The 16,620-nt window shown below is 71.6% G+C and carries 13 protein-coding genes and 2 tRNA genes; 7 read left to right on the top strand and 8 right to left on the bottom strand.

Annotated elements, in window-relative coordinates; translation table 11 throughout:
* Window positions 1–25: 25 nt before the first annotated feature.
* The 3 genes from JKJ07_RS40215 to JKJ07_RS40205 all read left to right on the top strand — a co-directional run bounded on the left by JKJ07_RS40215 (window position 26) and on the right by JKJ07_RS40205 (window position 2,852).
* Complete coding sequence (locus JKJ07_RS40215) at window positions 26–529, top strand: hypothetical protein (protein WP_202997252.1); 504 nt, start codon at window positions 26–28, stop codon at window positions 527–529.
* A gap of 483 nt (window positions 530–1,012) precedes the next feature.
* A complete protein-coding gene (locus tag JKJ07_RS40210; protein WP_202997251.1) occupies window positions 1,013–1,810 on the top strand; it encodes an MOSC domain-containing protein in 798 nt (265 codons plus the stop codon).
* A 91-nt stretch (window positions 1,811–1,901) separates the two neighbouring features.
* Window positions 1,902–2,852: an expansin EXLX1 family cellulose-binding protein gene (locus JKJ07_RS40205; protein WP_202997250.1), complete on the top strand. Its 951-nt coding sequence runs from the start codon at window positions 1,902–1,904 to the stop codon at window positions 2,850–2,852.
* A gap of 61 nt (window positions 2,853–2,913) precedes the next feature.
* Here the strand turns inward: JKJ07_RS40205 and JKJ07_RS40200 are convergent, their stop codons facing one another.
* The 7 genes from JKJ07_RS40200 to JKJ07_RS40170 form a co-directional block, all read right to left on the bottom strand.
* Window positions 2,914–3,432 carry a GNAT family N-acetyltransferase gene (locus tag JKJ07_RS40200; protein WP_202997249.1) on the bottom strand — a complete coding sequence of 173 codons (519 nt, stop codon included), beginning with the start codon at window positions 3,430–3,432 and terminating at the stop codon, window positions 2,914–2,916.
* 20 nt (window positions 3,433–3,452) lie between these two features.
* Window positions 3,453–3,536 (bottom strand) — tRNA-Leu (locus JKJ07_RS40195).
* 179 nt (window positions 3,537–3,715) lie between these two features.
* The gene (bcp, locus tag JKJ07_RS40190) at window positions 3,716–4,192 is read right to left on the bottom strand and encodes a thioredoxin-dependent thiol peroxidase (RefSeq protein WP_202997248.1); all 477 of its coding nucleotides are present in this window, start codon (window positions 4,190–4,192) and stop codon (window positions 3,716–3,718) included.
* A 44-nt stretch (window positions 4,193–4,236) separates the two neighbouring features.
* A complete protein-coding gene (locus JKJ07_RS40185; RefSeq protein ID WP_307834649.1) occupies window positions 4,237–5,217 on the bottom strand; it encodes a hypothetical protein in 981 nt (326 codons plus the stop codon).
* Window positions 5,214–5,966, bottom strand: a complete 753-nt coding sequence (locus tag JKJ07_RS40180; protein ID WP_202997247.1) for a DsbA family protein — start codon at window positions 5,964–5,966, stop codon at window positions 5,214–5,216. Before JKJ07_RS40180 ends, JKJ07_RS40185 begins: the two co-directional genes overlap by 4 nt.
* Window positions 5,963–6,457, bottom strand: coding sequence for a MauE/DoxX family redox-associated membrane protein (locus JKJ07_RS40175; protein WP_202997364.1), 495 nt, complete (start codon window positions 6,455–6,457; stop codon window positions 5,963–5,965). The genes JKJ07_RS40180 and JKJ07_RS40175 overlap by 4 nt, the downstream gene beginning before the upstream one ends.
* 76 nt (window positions 6,458–6,533) lie before the next feature.
* On the bottom strand, window positions 6,534–7,070 hold the full coding sequence (locus tag JKJ07_RS40170) for a sigma-70 family RNA polymerase sigma factor (RefSeq protein WP_202997246.1): 537 nt from the start codon (window positions 7,068–7,070) through the stop codon (window positions 6,534–6,536).
* Between the two features lie 93 nt (window positions 7,071–7,163).
* Between JKJ07_RS40170 and JKJ07_RS40165 the strand changes: the two genes are divergently transcribed.
* From JKJ07_RS40165 to JKJ07_RS40150, 4 genes are all read left to right on the top strand, one after another.
* On the top strand, window positions 7,164–8,834 hold the full coding sequence (locus JKJ07_RS40165) for a copper resistance CopC/CopD family protein (protein WP_202997245.1): 1,671 nt from the start codon (window positions 7,164–7,166) through the stop codon (window positions 8,832–8,834).
* A gap of 162 nt (window positions 8,835–8,996) precedes the next feature.
* Window positions 8,997–13,160 carry a hypothetical protein gene (locus JKJ07_RS40160; protein WP_202997244.1) on the top strand — a complete coding sequence of 1,388 codons (4,164 nt, stop codon included), beginning with the start codon at window positions 8,997–8,999 and terminating at the stop codon, window positions 13,158–13,160.
* A 287-nt stretch (window positions 13,161–13,447) separates the two neighbouring features.
* Window positions 13,448–14,071, top strand: coding sequence for an oligoribonuclease (orn, locus tag JKJ07_RS40155; RefSeq protein WP_202997363.1), 624 nt, complete (start codon window positions 13,448–13,450; stop codon window positions 14,069–14,071).
* 99 nt (window positions 14,072–14,170) lie between these two features.
* A tRNA-His gene (locus JKJ07_RS40150) sits at window positions 14,171–14,246 on the top strand.
* Between the two features lie 243 nt (window positions 14,247–14,489).
* On the opposite strand, the gene JKJ07_RS40145 is transcribed toward JKJ07_RS40150, so the two are convergent.
* Window positions 14,490–16,532 carry a sigma-70 family RNA polymerase sigma factor gene (locus tag JKJ07_RS40145; protein WP_307834648.1) on the bottom strand — a complete coding sequence of 681 codons (2,043 nt, stop codon included), beginning with the start codon at window positions 16,530–16,532 and terminating at the stop codon, window positions 14,490–14,492.
* Between the last annotated feature and the right edge of the window lie 88 nt (window positions 16,533–16,620).

Below are 16,620 nucleotides of genomic sequence, written 5' to 3'. Positions count from 1 at the left end.
GAAAGACCTCGGGATCATGCCCAGCATGCCCGCCATGATCGTGCCCACCGTGCCCACCGTGCCCGGCGTGATCGTGCCCGCCGTGCCCATCGTGAGCCGCACCGCCCGCGCGATCGTGCTCGTCGTGCCCGTCGCGGGCTGCGCGATCGTGCCCGCCGTGGGCTGCGCGTTGGTGCTCGTGGTGCGCGTCGGTGGTTGCGCGATCGTGCTCGTCTTGCGCCCCGTGCGTTGCGCGATCATGCGCGCCGCGGGCTGCGCGATGGTGCTCGTCGTGCGCATCGGCGGCTGCGCGATCGTGTGTGCGGTGGGCTGCGCGATTGTGCGCATCGAAGGGTGCGCGATCGTGTTCGACGTGCGCATCACGAGTTGCACGATCGTGCGCGTCGCCGGCGACGCGGCTTGCGTGCTCGTGTGCGCTCCGAGCATCGGCAGGTGTCGGCCGTTGCGGCTCTCCCATATCGATCACCTCAATCAGGAACCTATACCCGGTAGGGGTATACCGCCCAGGGGTCGGAGGATTGAGTTTTGATATGGCGTACGAGCGGAGGGCGGCGTATGGAGAGCCGACGGGTGTGGTGACGGCGGATGTGGAGGCGGCTGGGTGGACGCGGGCGAAGTTGGCCAGGGTGAGCGTCAAGGCGGGTACAGCGTGCAGCGGCGGCGGGCTGGGCGTCGGTCAGAGACGGCAGAGCATCGCAAGTGTCGGTTGGCGAGGGTCGAAAGCGCAGTTCGGCGGCGGTGAAGGAGCGGTGAGCACCGGTTGGTGGCGCTAGAGGACCTTGATGGCGCTAGAGGGCCGAGGAGCGCTGGCTGGCGACGCTAGAGGAACGACGAGCACCGTTTGGCGGCGCTGGAGGAACGACGAACGCCGGTTGAGGGCGCGCAGAGGCGAGGAGCGCCGGTTGAGGGCGCGCGGATGAGCGCGGAGCGCCGGCGGGCGGTGAGGGGGTGACCTGGGGATCTAGGGGTGGAACGGTGCGGCGAAGGTGGGAATGGCGTGTAAGGCTTGGTCATGCGGATCACGGCCCTCTACTCGTACCCGGTCAAGGGTTGTCATCGCATCGAGCATGGGAGCGCGTCGGTTGAGCCGTGGGGGCTGGCGGGGGATCGGCGGTGGCTCATGGTCGATGCCGAGGGGGTGGGGATCACCCAGCGCGACACCCCGAGGCTTACGCAGCTCACTGTCACGCCACGAGCGGGCGGAGTGTATTTGAGCGCACCAGGGCTGCCGTCGCTCTGGGTGGCGGAGCCGGTCGACGGGCCTGAAGAGTTTGTGCGGGTGTTCCGGGGCAAGGGGCCGGTGCCCGCGCGGGTGGCTGAGAAGGAGTGGAGCAGCCGGTTTCTCGGGCGGGACGCCCGGCTCGTGTGGCAGGCCGACCCGACCGGGCGCACGATCGAGTCGCATGCCGAGCCGGGTGATCGGGTGAGTCTGGCCGACGGGTTTCCGGTGTTGCTGGCCAACGAGGGGTCACTGTCGGCGCTGAACGACTGGCTCGTCGAGGCGGGGGAGGAGCCGGTGCCGATGACCCGGTTCCGGCCCAACATCGTGGTCGACGGGGCGCCGGCGTGGGCCGAGGACGGGTGGCTGGGGCGGCGGTTGCGGCTGGGTGACGTCTGGTTCCGGGCGGCCAAGTCGTGCGCCCGCTGCCTGGTCACCACCATCGATCAGGATACCGGGGAGAAGGGCGGGCAGCCGTTGCGGATCCTGGGCACGCATCGGCGCTTCGACGACGGATTACTCTTCGCCATTAACCTGATTCCGGATATGTCCGGAGTGGTGCATTTGGATGACCCGGTGGAGGTCGGGTAGGGCACGCGACCGGGTGAAGCCCGCCACCGGCACCTTAGGAGTGTCTTAGGAAAGTTGCCGCTGCGGGCGTACGGCGGCAGGGTTCCTCTGCGTGACCGGATCTCGCCTGTTCTCGCCCCGATGGCTCGCCGCCGGGGGCGCTGTCGTACTCGCCGCCATTCTCGGAGTCACGCTCGTGCTCCAGAACAGCGGCGCCGCCTGCGCCGCCCCGCCGTCGACGACGGCCAAGAAGGGCAAGGCGACGTACTTCTTCATGGAGGGAACGCTCGGCAACTGCTCGTTCCCGAGTGTGCCCGCCGACGACCTGTACGTGGCGCTGGGCCAGCACAACGAATACTCCAAGGGCGCGGCCTGCGGCACCTACATCGACGTGACCGGGCCCAAGGGCAAGACCCGGGTCAAGGTCATCGATTCCTGCCCCGAATGTCCGGCCGGTCACCTCGACCTGAGCCTCAAGGCGTTCCAGAAGATCGGCGTGAAGTCCGACGGCATCATCCCGATCACGTACAAGGCCGTTCCCGGTGCGTCAGTTCCAGGGCCCCTTTCCGTACGGGTCAAGGAAGGGTCCTCGCAGTACTGGCTGAGCGTGCTGATCGACAACCACAGCAACCAGCTGTCCTCGGTCAAGGTCGCGGGCTCGGGCGGCAGCTTCAAGAACGCGTCGCGTGAGGACTTCAACTACTGGACGCTCCCGAGCGGCGCCGGCAACGGCCCGTTCAAGGTCAAGATCACCGACGTGTACGGGAACTCCGTCACGGTCTCCAACATCAAGCTCGCGGTCGGCAAGACCCAGAAGACCACGGCCAAGCTCGGCGGCAGCGTCGTCCGGCAGCCCGAGGCCGCGACGCCCGCGAAGAAGAAGACGCCGGCCAAGACGAAGACGACCAAGCCCGTCGTCAAGCAGGCCACCCCCAAGCCCACCAAGACGACGGCGTCCCCCACCCCGCCGCCGCTCGAGTCGGCGACGACGGTCCCCACCACCCAGCCCGCCCAGCTGGACGCGAACCTGGCGGCCAACGCCGAGGCCCCCCGCTGTTCCTGATCAGCCCCACCAATGCCCGGCCGGACGTGCTGCCCCCCACCGCGTCCGGCCGGGCGAAGCCTCATGCGAGCGGCAGCCACATGTGGATCTCGTCGCGGTCGTCGCCCGGCCCCACCCGCAGCGCCCCGGGCAGCCGGCCCACCTCGCGATAGCCGAGCCGCTCGTAGAACGCCTCCGTCCCCGCCCCGCCCCGCACGGTCACCTGGATCGCGGCCAGCCCCATCCCGCGGACGACCCGCTCGGCCTCGCGCATCAGGTCGGCGCCGTAGCCGCGGCCCTGCCGTTTCGGCGTCACCATGACCCGCTTGAGCACACGCCAGTGGTTCTTGAGCACGAATCGGTTGTCCACCACGAACAGCAGCGCGACCGGTTCGCCGTCGTCCACGCCGAGCAGCAGGTGGTCGATTCCGGCCTCCACCGCGGTGAACGCGTCGCCGGCGACGGGCGCGACATCCGCCGCCGTGACCGGGGCGACGAAACCGACCGCCCCGCCGGCGTTGGTGACCTCGACCCAGAGCGCGATGATGCTCGCGCGGAGCTCGGCGGTGAGCGGCGGATCCAAAACGAACTCGATAGCCATGCGGCCATCATCGCCATCGGTGCGGAAGGGGGGACTTGAACCCCCACGCCCTCTCGGGCACGGGCACCTAAAACCCGCGCGGCTGCCTATTACGCCACTCCCGCCAGGTTTACCCACGCAGGGGCAAACGGTTCCACGCAGTCTAGACGCTCACCCGCGAAAAGCCTCACACAGCACGGCGGCCGCCTCGCGGATCGAGCCGCGTGACAGCCGCCGTGGGTTCGAGAGCCCCCGAAACGGGTCCTGCTTCAGTAATCGCCCTCCGAATGTCGGACTTTAGGGATTAGTCCACACCGAGATCGCGGCGCAGCTTGGCGACGTGCCCCGTGGCCTTGACGTTGTAGAGGGCGCGCTCGATCTTGCCGTCCTCGTCGATCACGAAGGTCGACCGGATGACGCCCATGACCGTCTTGCCGTAGTTCTTCTTCTCGCCGAACGCCCCGTACGCGGTCAGCACGCTCTTGTCCTCGTCGCTGACCAGCGGGAACGTGATGGCGTCGCGCTCGCGGAACTTGGCCAGCTTGGCCGGGGCGTCGGGCGAGATGCCGACGACCTCGTAACCGGCGGCCTGCAGCGAGCCCAGCGAGTCGCGGAAGTCACACGCCTGAGTGGTGCAGCCGGGCGTCATGGCGGCCGGGTACGCATACAGCACGACCTTGCGTCCGCGCAGGTCCTTGAGGGTGAGCCGGTCGCCGTTGTCGGTCGGCAGGCTGAAGTCGGGCGCCGGGTCGCCGGCGGACAGTCGGGCGGTCTCAGTCATGCCGATGACGATAGACCCGCCCGCTGAAACAGTGCCGAAAGGTGTTACACGGTCGTGGCCGGAGCCGGCTCGGTGGCGGGCACGGCCGCCCGCATCCGCAGCACGCCGGTCAGCGCCAGCCCCGCGCCCAGGCCCAGCGCGAGCGTCACGGCCAGCCGGGCGATCCCACTCGGCCCGACGGTCGGGGTCACCGCGGCGAAGAAGATCCGGGTCTCGTTGAAGCCGCCGAACAGCGCCACCACCGCCCCGGAGAGCGCGAGGAAGAACGGCGGATGCCGATAGACGGCGGCCAGGCCCAGCAACCCGGCCAGGATCAGCACCGGGGCCGGGGTCTCGCCGTCCAGGGCGCGCAGGACCGCGTACGAGAGGGGAGCGAGCCCCGCGATCAGCGCGATCGCGCGCAGCGAGCGGGGCCACCGATGGGCCAGCGCGGCGGCGGCCAGGCCGGCCAGCGCCGCCCCCGCCCACCACATCCAGGCCACCGGCGGCGGTTCCCAGTCGAGCGTGCCCCTGATCTCGTACGTCGTGGTCTGGGTGCGCAGCGGCACCGACCAGTCGCGCAGGCGGTGCTCGCGGGACGGGTCGGCGACGGCCTGCGGTGGCCGATCACCGCTCAGCCACTGGGTGCGCTGATCATGCCAGCGGACCGTGGTCGAATCCGAGATCTTGCGCCAGGACGGCGGCGCGGTCGGGTCGGCGTTCGCGGGCGGGATCGCCTCGAAGGTCAGCGTCTCGTTCACGTACGACGCCGGCGAGTTCACGTTCTGCCAGGTGCCGTCGGGCCGCACGTCGAGGTAGGGCTCGCCGGCGTAGCCGAGGATCTCGACTGAGCGTCCGGTGTCGTTGGTCAGCTCGACCCGGGCCCCGGCCTCCACCATGCGCGCCTTCACCCCGTCGAGGGTGGTCGCGGCCACTGCCGTCCGATACGCCGTGGCGCCCGGGATGTCCCCGCCGTGCGCGAACGCGGGCGTGGCCGGCGCGAGCACCGCACCGGCCACCACCATCAGCAGGGCGAGACGTCTCACCCGGCGGCCGCCGTGACCGCCTGCGTGAAGATCTCGGTTGTGGGCAGCGTGTTGTTGGGCCCCTCGACCTGCTTGCCGTTGACCACGATGGTGGGGGTGCCGTTGAAGCCGCGCGACGCGAACGTCTCGGTGGTCTTGGTCGCCCACGACTTGTAGGTGCCCTCGTTGACGGCCGTGGCGAACGTGTCGCCGAGCCCGACCCCCTGACCGAGTTCGATCAGCTTCTCGTTGGTCAGGCCGTCCGAGTTCTCCTCGGGCTGGTTCTCGAAGAGCACGTTGTGATACTCGAGGAACTTGCCGTCCACCGCGGCGGCCGCGGCCGCACCGGCCGACCTCGTCGAATACTCCGTGCCGTTGGACGCGCGGTCGAGGATGGACACCGGGTGGTAGCGCACGGTCACCTTCTTGTCGGTGACCAGCTGAGCGATCGTCGGGCCGGTCTGCTGCTCGAACGAGTGGCAGATCGGGCACATGAAATCCTCGTAGATGTCGACCGTGACCGGCCCCGTGCCGACCGCGAAGGCCGTGCCGTCGTCGACCGCGACGCTGGGCGTGTTCACCTTCGACGCGTCGGTCTTCTTGTCCTGATTGGCCAGCACACCCCAGCCGACCAGGCCGGCTATCAGCAGCACGGCCACGACCCCGACCGAGGTCCAGATCGTCACCTGGCGGCGGCGCTCGGCCGCCTTCTGCTGCTCGACGATCCGCTGCGCCGCCGCGCGGTCCCGTCCCCTGTTGCCCTTGCTCATCGATCCCCCATCAGCAGCCCGTCGACCGAGAACTTCGACTTCGGCTTCCACAACAGAATGCCCGCCAGCGCCAGGAAGCCCACGTCACGCAGGATGTCCAGGCCGTACTGGGCGGTGCGACCGCCGGTCAGCTCGCCGCCCTTGCTGAAACAGCCGCAATCGATCTGCAGCCCGCGCGCCCAGGCCGAGACGATGCCGGCGATGAAGATCACCAGCAGCACCGCGGCGATGGCCGCGCTGAGCCGAGTCGCGATGCCGATCAGCAGCAGCAAGCCCAGTGCGATCTCCAGGAACGGCTGGACGGCCCCGATCACCTTGGCGGTGTCGTAGGACATCAGGTCGTACGCGTTCACCGCGCGCGCCGAGGCGGCCAGGTCGGTCACCTTGAGCCCGCCGGCGATCAGGAAGACCGCCGCCAGGCCCAGACGCGCGAGTGTGGAGATCCACGGCCAGGCCGCCGCGAGCCGGGAAGGCCGCTGCTCCAAGTCCATGGTCACGCCCGTTAGTCGAAGCAAATGTCGCGCAGGTTCCCTCTGATGTGCTGAGGTTTGCCTGGGAATTACCTGATCAGACGGCTCTCGCCTGGGAGACGGCGGTCACCAGCTCGTCACGGGCACGCGCGACCCGGGACCGGATCGTCCCGACCGGAACATCTTCCACCTCGGCGGCCTCGGCATAGGAGAGGCCAAGGACCTGTGTCAGCACGAAAGCTGTGCGGCGCTCCTCACCGAGGCGGCCCAGCAGGTCGGCCGTGGTGAGCCGCTGCGCCGGGTCGGGGGAGGGCGACGCCGTCCACGCCTCGGCGGCCAGGCGGGCGTCGAGCCGGCGGCGGCGGACCACCGAGCGCAGGTGGTCGGCGCAGGTGCGGCGGGCGATGCCGAGCAGCCACGTGCGGGCCGTCGAGCGGGCCTCGAACGCGGGCAGCGCCTTGAACGCGCGCAGATAAGTGTCTTGCGTCAGGTCGTCGGCCGCGCCCGGGTCGACCAGGGCGGCGGTGAAGCGCCAGACCTCGGCCTGGGTGGCGCGGACGAACGCCGCCGTCGCGGCCGCGTCCCCCGCGCGGGCGGCGAGGGCGAGCGAGGTCGTTTCGTCCAGGCCGTCCATGGCCCAGCATCGTACGCCCTCAAGTTGACCGAACCTGAGAGGCGGCCCCCGCCGACTACCCGCAGTGGGCATGAGTGAACCCGATCGGGCAGCATGACGGGCATGATTGTTGAGCGTCGCCGGAATTGTCGCGCTTTGGCGGCACTTGCCGGGCTGCTGGTCGGGTTCTTCGCGGTGCTGCTCGGCCCCGCCGCCCCCGCCAGCGCGCATGCCGTCCTGGTCAACAGTGACCCGGGCAACGGCACGATCGTGCCCGACGCGCCCAACAAGATCACGCTGAACTTCAGCGAGTCGGTGAACCTGCTCTCCGGCAAGATCCAGGTGCTCGCGCCCGACGGCTCCCGGGCCGATCAGGGCGACCCCAGCGCCTCCGGCGGCACGGTGACGATCCCGCTGCGCTCGGGTGGCGGCCGAGGCACGTACCTGGTCAGTTATCGGGTCATCTCGGCCGACAGCCACCCCGTCGGCGGCAGCCTCACCTTCTCGGTCGGCGCGGCGTCGGCCCCGCCCACGGCCACCCTCGACGACGTCACGGTCGACCCGGTCGTGCGCACGCTCATCCCGATCGGCAAATACCTCGGGTACGCCGGTCTGGTGCTGCTGATCGGGCCCACGCTGGTGCTCGCGCTGCTCTGGCCGCACCGGCTCAGCCGTACGGGTCCCGGCCGGGTGGTCTGGACCGGCATCGGCCTGATCATCTTCAGCACGCTGGTCGCCATCTGGCTGCAGGCGCCCTACTCGACCGGGTCGGGGCTCTTCGACGTGCGGGTCGGCGACCTCAGGGAAGTGCTGGGCAGCACGTTCGGCGCGATCATGCTGGTCCGGCTGGGGGTGATCTGCGCGGCCGCCCTGCTGCTGCGGCCCATGCTGCGCGGCTCCGGCGCCGACTCCAAGACCGACCTGGCCCTGCTCGGGGTGCTCGGCGTGGCGGCGATCGCGACCTGGCCGCTGACCGGGCACCCGACCGCCTCCCCGGTGGCCGGCGTGTCGGTGGTGGTCGACGCGATCCACATCGCGGCCATGTCGGTCTGGCTCGGCGGCCTGGCCATGCTGGTCGGCTTCCTGCTGCGCAAGGCCGACCAGCGCGAGCTCGGTGCCATCCTGCCGATCTGGTCACGCTGGGCCGCCACCGCGGTCACGGCCCTGATCGTGGCCGGCGTCATCCAGGCGCTGATCGAGGTGTCCTCGCTCGACGGGCTCATCAACACGACGTACGGGCGGTTGATCCTCGTCAAGGTGGGGCTGGTCGGCATCGTGCTCGGCTTCGCCTGGTATTCGCGCAAACTGGTGCGGTCCAAGGCGGCCGAGGAGTCCCCGCGCGGGCTGCGGCGCATCGTCGCGGTCGAGCTGGCGATCACGGCCGTGGTGATCGGCGTCACATCGGCGCTCGTGCAGATCACCCCGGCCCGCTCGGCCACGGCGTCGGACACGGTGGCCACCTCGAGCACGGTGACCAAGACGCTTACCGACCAGCGGATGGCCGTGCAGATCGACATCTTCCCGGCGACGGTCGGCAACAATTCCATCCACCTGTACGCCTACACGCCCGACAACAAGCCCCTCACGGTGATCGAGTGGACCGCGACGGCGGCGCTGCCCGCGAAGGGGATCGAGCCGATCGAGATCCCGCTGCTGAGGATCACCGACTTCCACGCCGTGGGCGACATCGCGCTGCCGGCGGCCGGGGAGTGGACCTTCAAGATCACGGCGCGGACGACCGAGATCGATCAGTCCACCCTCTCCACCACGGCAACCATCGGATAAGCGGCGTCGAACGGCCCGGTTCCCACGTACGGGAAACCGGGCCGTTGTCATATCTATCAGCGATTTAGCGCCGGTTTGACCACTTTGGGGTTATTTGCCTCTGTATGGTCGGCGCAGTACTGCCCTCGTAGTACTGCCCGAGTCCCAAGGGGGAGAAAGCTGATGCGGGTGTTCCGGACCATCCTCGGAATGCTGGCGCTGACCATCGGCCTGCCGTCGTTGCTGGCCGGCGCCGGCCTCTGGGCAGCCATGCAGCACCGCGACCAGGGCGGTGCGTTCAGCGGACGGCTCCAGCAGCTGTCCACGCCCGGCTACGCGATCGTGGTCGAGGACGTGGACGCCCTGCTGCGCTCCGACGCGCCGTTCACCCGCATCGGTGACACCCAGCTGCGGATCGACGCCGTCGCGCAGGACGGGCCCGCGTTCGTCGGCATCGCGCCCGTCAACGCCGTGCGGCAATACCTGACCGGGGTGCCGTACAGCGCCGTCCGCACGGTCGACATCGGCACCGGCGCCCTGCCCGTCGCGACCACCCTCGTCGCGGGCGCGCAGGCACCGAGCGGGCCGCCGCAGCGGGCGATCCTCTGGACCCGTACGGACGCCGCCGGCCAGATCTCGTGGACCCCGTCGGACGTGCGGGGCGGGCCGTACAGCCTGGTCATCATGAACCCGTCCGCCCAGCCCGGCGTGCAGCTGCGGGCCAAGGCCGAACTGCGCCCCGGCTGGCTCAACTCGAGCGCGTGGGGCCTGCTCACGATGGGCACCCTGCTCGTGATGGTCGGCATGGTCGTGCTGGCCTGGCCCGTGCGGCGCCGCGAGATCGTCTACGTGGTCGAGCCCAGCCAGGTGCCCGACCTGATGCGGGCGATCGGCGCGCCGATGCCGATCCTGCCGTCGACCGGGCGGCCCGTGGGGGCGCACCGGCCGCGGACGCTGGCCGAGATCCGTCCCGGGCCGGCGCCGGCGGTGATGGCCTGGCCGCCCACGCCCACGCCGGCGCTGGCCGCCATCGCCTCGCCGGCGGCGGGGCCGGGGGTGCCGCCGGACCCGGACGAGTACGCGGCGGCCACGGCCATTCCGGTGCGGTCCGCTCCTGCTTCTGCTCCGGCGCCGGGGGAGCCGCTCGAGTTCATCGGGGCGGCGGGGGGCACGGGGGCGGCGTTCGGTGCCGGTCCGGCTTCGACACCGGCCCCCGCCCCGGCTTCGGGGGCGCGTGCGGAGAAGCGGCGGACCTCTCCGTCGGCTGACATTCCGATGTTCCAGGCCTCGGCCGTGGACGCTTGGGTCGCCGAGACCGCGCCGGTGCGGGCGCGCGAGACCGAGGCGCAGGCCGAGGCCCGGATGGCCGAGGCCGCCCGTCGGCGCGCGGCCGCCGCGGCGGCCGGGGACGCTCCGGCGGGGGTTGCACCAGCTCCGGCTCCGGCTGCTCCGGCTGCTGCTCCGACTGCTCCCGCTTCGGCTGCTCCCGCTTCGGCTGCTCCCGCTTCGGCTGCTTCTGTTGAGGCTGCCGTTTCTGCTCCGCCCGCTGCGGTCGCCGAGTCTGCTGCTGTCGCCTCCGGGGATGCGGCGCCGGCCTCGGCCGTAGCGCCTGTCGGCGCCCCCACGTCGGCTGAGCCGGCCAGTCCGACCGATTCGGTCAACTCGGCTGAGGATGCCGACTCGGCCGCGGCTCCCGACACTGAGGAAGCCGAGCCGGTTGACGTCGTGGCCGCGGCCTACGCGGCCGGTGCCGCCGACGCGCGCGCCGTCCGCGGCGAGATCGACGAGGACGAGCGCGACCCGCGCATGGCGAACCAGAAGGTGTCGGTGGTCACGGGCCCCCGCGCCACGGACTGGAACGCGACGGGCGTGCCGCGCATGGGCCGCCAGGCACCCCCAGAAACCCGCCAGTCTCCGGCCGAGCGTCCCACCCCGGCCGCGGGCCGCCCGGCGTCGCCCGCACGCCCGGGCCGTCCTTCGCCCACCGCCCGCGGCGGCCGCCCCGCCCCGGCTGGCCCCGGCGCGCCTGGCCCGGGTTCGCCCGCTGGCCCGGGCACGCCGGCTGGCCCGAGCGCACCGGCTGGCCCGGCTGCACCGGCTGGTCCGGGCGCCCGCACGCCGGGCGTGTCCAGCGCTGCCAAGTCGGGGAACCCCGGCGCGTCTGCCCCGTCCGGCAACTCGACCGCTCCCGTATCGGGTGCGCCGAACAAGACCGCTTGGTTCGGTCCGACGACTCCTGCCGCCCCTTCCCCGACCGACGCCGAAGCCCCGGTCTCGGGCGGCGCCCCGGCTCCGGGGTCCGGCGCCTTCGCTGCTTCCGGGTCGGCCGGCTCCACTTCTCCTGCGACGCCCGGCTCCTCTCCGGCCGTCGGCGCGCCTTCTGCCTCGGGGGAGGCGCCCGGCCGCGGTTCGGTGGGCGATGGGGCAGGCTCGGCCGGCCGTCCTGGCTCGTCCGCCCCGCGCCCGGGTAGCGTCCGGAACGCACCCGTCGACCCCGCCTCCGCCCCGCGCGCGGCCAGCCTGGCCGACGCCAAGCCCACCGCCCGGGCCGGCAACGCTGCGCCGACTGGCAACGCTGCGCCGACCGGCAGTGCTGCGCCGACCGGCAATGCTGCGCCGACCGGTGCGAAGGCCGGCGACTCGGCGCCTGCCGCCGCCAAGACCAACCCCGAGCCGGCCACCTCATCCGCCAGTGGGGTCCGACCGGCAATGGGAGCCGACACCGAATTCGGCCCTGACAACAGCCGCCCGGTGTCGGCTCCCGAGCCGTCCGCCGCTCGGCCCCAGCCGCCGGTCTCCGGTTCCCCGGCCGCCGACGTCGCATCGCGTGAGGCCGCCCGGCCCAGCAGCGGGACGGCCACCACTCGACCCGGCGGGGTGGCACGCTCCGGCAACCCGGCCGCCGGCCAGATGAACCTCGCCGGTGCGGCCGGACGTTCCGACATGCCGGTCGCGGGCGTCGCGAACACGTCCGGTGACCAGGCCGCCAGGTCCGGCGACGAACACGAGGCCGGTGCGGACGAAGGCCGCTCCGCATCCGGCGCGGCGGCCGGCGGGTCCGAGTCCGGCGCGATGACGAACCAGCCCGAGTCCGAGGCCGCTTCCGGGACCACTGCTCCGGCGCCGCCACGCCCGACGGTTCCGCGGCCGCCTGCGCCGTCGCGGCCGATCGTCCCGTCGCCGGCCCGGCCTGGCAGCGGGGCGACTCCCGCCACCGGCGACGAGTCGCAGCCCCCCGCGAACGGCCAGCCCCGAGTGTCCGGCCCGGCACCCGCCTCGTTCGACGGGGCTCGTGGCGGTCGCCCCGGCCCGGAGCGTCCCGTTTCCCCGGCGGCTTCCCCGGCCCAGCGGACCAAGCCGACCTCCGCCGACGCCGACCACGTCAACGGGCACCCGGCCCCCGCCAACGAGGCCGAGCTGGTCAAGGGCGCTGCTCAAGACGGGGGCGAGCTGATCAACGGCGCTGTTCAAGACGGGGACGAGCTGATCAACGGCGCTGCTCAAGACGTCGGTGAGTTGGTGAACGGCGCGTCGGAGGCAGCTGACATCAGGCACGTCGACGCCGACGAGACGGCCGAAGCCGGGGCCGAGACGGAGACCCCGGACGACGCCGAGGGCAAGGGGACGCGGGGCGCCAACCGCGACCTTCTGGCCGAGGCCCAGGGCCGCATCGACGGCAGCGTGACCACGTCGTCGCTGGGGAGCCGCCTTCCCGGGAACGGGGCCAACCGCCCCGCCCCCGCGGCCTGGCGGAAGGCGGCCCAGACCGTGGCCGCGCGAGCCGCCGCGGAGGCTGCCGTCGGGTCGGAACCGGCGGCCGACATGCTCGAGGACGAGTCCGAGGCCGCCGAGGCCCCGCCGGCCAAGCCCAAGACACGGGCCACGACCCGTACGCGAAGCACCAAGGCCAAGACCGAGGGCACCGAACCCGAGGCCGAGAAGCCGGCCCGGGCCGCCAAGGCCGCCAAGACCGCGGCGGCGAAGGCGACCAAGGCCGCGGCGACCAAAGCCGCGGCGGCCAAACCGGCGGCGGCCAAGACGGCGGCCGCGAAGGCCGAACCGGCGGCGGCGGCCAAGCCTGCGAGCAGGGCCAAGGCGGCACCGGCCAAGGCGACCCCGGCGGCCCGGACGACCTCCCGCACCACGACCCCGCGGCCGTCCCGCCAGTCCGACGACGTGCCGGTGCGCACCAGCACCGGGGCCATCCCGGCGCGCAGTGGAACCCCGGCGGCCTGGCTCGCGGCGTACCAGGAAGAAGCGGCCGAACTGCTCTCCGGCGAGCCGCCGCGGCGCCGGCGACGGATCACCGCCACCTCGCCGATCGACCCACCGAAGGACGCCGACTGAGTCACGAAGGGCCGCCCGCACCGGGCGGCCCTTTTTCTATGCCGCGGATGCCGAAAGGGCCCCCCACGCTGCCGACGTGGGGGGCCCTTTACCGGGGGAACGGAGTAACCGAAGGGGGGCTTCGTCCGTTAAGACCAGTTTAGCCCGTGGTGGGCGCTAGTGCGACTTCATCGCCCGAAAGCGGACAAACGGCCGAACTGCGTCGGGAGGGCCGCGAAGACCGGCACGGGCCCGGACGAGTGGCCGGTCAGGAGGTGACAGCGGTCCATGCCGTCGCGGCGTACGCTGTGCGGGTGGCTGATCATTTGGTGTGGATCGACTGTGAGATGACGGGCCTCGACCTGGGCAAGGACAAGCTCATCGAGGTGGCCGCGCTCGTCACCGATGCCGACCTCAACGTGCTGGGTGAGGGCATCGACCTGGTCATCCACGCCGACGACGCGGCGCTCGACGCGATGCCGCCCGTGGTGCGCGACATGCATGCCAAGTCCGGGCTCACCGACGAAGTGCGCGCCTCCGCGATCACGATGGCCGAGGCCGAGGAGGCCGTGCTGGCGTACGTGAAGGAGTTTGTGCCCAACCCGCGCACCGCCCCGCTCTGCGGCAACTCGATCGCCACCGACCGCGGCTTCCTCGCGCGGGACATGCCGGCGCTCGACTCGTTCCTGCACTACCGCATGATCGACGTCTCCTCGATCAAGGAGCTGTGCCGCCGGTGGTATCCGCGGGTGTATTTCGGGCAGCCCGCCAAGGGCCTGGCCCACCGGGCGCTCGCCGACATCCGCGAGAGCATCCGTGAGCTGGAGTATTACCGCCGCGCGATCTTCGTGCCGCTGCCCGGCCCCGACGTCGAGTCGGCCAAGGCGATCGCGGCCGGCCTGCTCGACGAGGGCGACGCGAAGAGCGTGTAGGGATCGTCACCCGACCGTGCCGGGAACCCGCTCGACAGCCCCCGCCGTGATGCGGCTATGATTGTCCAGCACCACGGGGATGCGTCTCCGTGCGCGATGGTGGTCGTAGCTCAGCTGGTAGAGCACCTGGTTGTGGTCCAGGGGGTCGCGGGTTCAAGTCCCGTCGATCACCCCATCTAGCAAGTAACAAAGGCCCGGTCTTCGTGATCGGGCCTTTTGCTTTTTCACGCTCGCCGCGCCGGGCGGTTATCCACAATTCGAGGTTATCCACAGGCGTCTCTTGGAGATCGCTCAATCCCGGTAAAATGGCTGGTGGCGGAGGTCCCCCGGTGGAGGGTGGGCTATAAGCGGCGGGGCTCTAAGCGGCGGGGCTCTAAGCGGCGGGGCTCTAAGCGGCGGGGCTCTAAGCGGCGGCAGTTCAGCCCGCCCCCATCGACGCGCCGATCTCTTTGCCCGTCGTCAGGAACGTGGTGGCCGGCAATCGCCCCTCGGGGGTGCGTGCCCCCTCGGCGGTGGCCGGCGAGACCGACCGGAATCGATCGGCGGTGAACCCCGCGATCTGCCAGCTGTTCCCGCTCGCCGCAGACCCCGCCCCCAGCCCCGCCGGCTCGCCCGAATTGTCCCAGGCGACGTTCGACCGCAGGATCGCCGCGCCGCCCGGCAGGGCGTAACCAGACCCGCGGTTGCGGAAGGCCGTGTTGTTGAGCAGGGTCAGGTCGCGGGTGGGGCCGCCGTCGTCGGTGAAGCCGTGGTTGCCGTTGTCCCAGGCCGCGTTGTGCCGCAGCCGGTGGGAGGCCGGGGCGCCGGTCAGCACGAAGCCGCTGCCGCCGTTGTCGTACGACCAGTTCCGCTCGACCAGCACCGGGCTGTCGAATTTCAGGTCGAGCCCGGCCGCCTGGTTGCCGAAGAACCGGTTGCCGCGCACCACGTTGCCCGCGCCCGAGCCGAACTGCACGCCCAGCCCGATCCCGTCCGAGCCGGTGAAGTCGCTGTCGAGCACCTGGTTGCCGATCGTGCCGGGGTCGCGCAGCATCATCCCGGCGCGCACGTTGTCGCGCATGGTCAGCCGCCGGAACACGTTCGATCGGCACCCCGAGCACACGTACGCATGGCTGGGCGCGTTCCTGATCTCCAGGCCCTGCACGGTCCAGTACGACGCCGACTGATCGATGGCCCAGTCCGTCGGGGGCAGGGCGGCGGCGTCGATCACCGGCCGCTCGTCGCGATAGTTGCTCACCGTGATCCGTTGGGACGCGGTGCCGTCGACGGCGATCTCGATCTCGGATTCGAGCGGATAGCGGCCGCCCCGCAGCGCGATGGTCTGCCCCGGCTTCACCTCGTTGACTGCTTTCTCCAGCGTCCCGTACGGCTTCCCGACCGACCCGTCGCCATCCTTGTCCGACCCCGTGGGCGCGACGAAGAGGTCCGCCCGCTGCACGCCCGTCCCGATCACGGGTCGCGCCGTCGGGGCCGGGGGAGCGGAGGCGGCCCGGCTGCGCACCACGGCTCCCGGTGCCGAGGGCCGCACCACGGCCGGCGGTGGCGCCACGGCGATCGGCCGCTCCTCCAGCGGTGACTGGTGGACGGCGTAGACGATGCCGCCGCCGACCGCCACCGAGGCCACGGCCGCGACGGCGAGCAGCTTGTGCGTGAGGAACGTCGTGGTGGCCTTGGCCGACGAGAGGATCCCCGAGGCGAGCGCGACCGGCACGGGCAGCGCCGCTATCCCCAGCAGCAGCTCCTCGGGGGCGACCAGGCCGTTGCGGCCGAGCGTGCACTGCGGACAGTCCCGTACGTGCCGGACGAGCCGTTTGCGCCAGAGCGGGCCGGCGACCCCGTCCCACCGCTTGGCCTGCGCGATCAGGTCGGGGCAGCGGGGTCGCGCGCGCAGCGCCCGCACGACGCCGCGGGCCGCTTCGAGCTGCGCCTTCATCCGCTGGACCCGTACGGCGGCGTGTTTGGGCTGGACGGCGAGGGCGGCCGCGAGCTCGGTGCGGGTCAGCTCGCCCGCCGACTCCTGCCACCACAACCCGAGCAGCCGCCGGTCGTCGTCGTCGAGCCAGCGGGTGGCCTCGAGCAGCTCGCGCCGCTGATCGGCGACGACCAGCTCGGCCGTGGTGCGCTCGGCGAAGTCCCCGCCCGGGTCGGGCACCTCGAGCGGCGACGACAGTGGACGGACGCGGGTGTTCTTGCGCGCCCGCAGGTGCAGCTGGATCTGGCGGTACGCGATGGTGACGAGCCAGGACCGGAAACGATCGGGTTCGCGCAGTCCGTCCAGGCCGCGGATCGCCCGCAGCATCGTCTCCTGCACCAGGTCGTCCACGTCGGGGTGACCGTCGAGCGCGCGTCCGATGATGTTGTAGATGAGCGGCAGGTGCTCGGCGATGAGTGAGTCGCGCGCCGCGAGGTCGCCGTGCTGGGCGAGGCGGACCATGTCGGGAGCGATCTGACTCTGCGTCACGGCTGTCCTCCCGGTCAAATCTACGAACCTCAATGCGAAACGTGCCCGTAACGGGCGGCCTCAGGCTGACACGGGCCCCGCGAGCTGT

The organism is Paractinoplanes lichenicola, assembly GCF_016785085.1.
In the GTDB taxonomy this organism is placed as follows: Bacteria; Actinomycetota; Actinomycetes; order Mycobacteriales; family Micromonosporaceae; genus Actinoplanes; species Actinoplanes lichenicola.
Note: the sequence above shows the minus strand (reverse complement) of the source record. Positions and strands in the feature narration are given on the sequence as shown.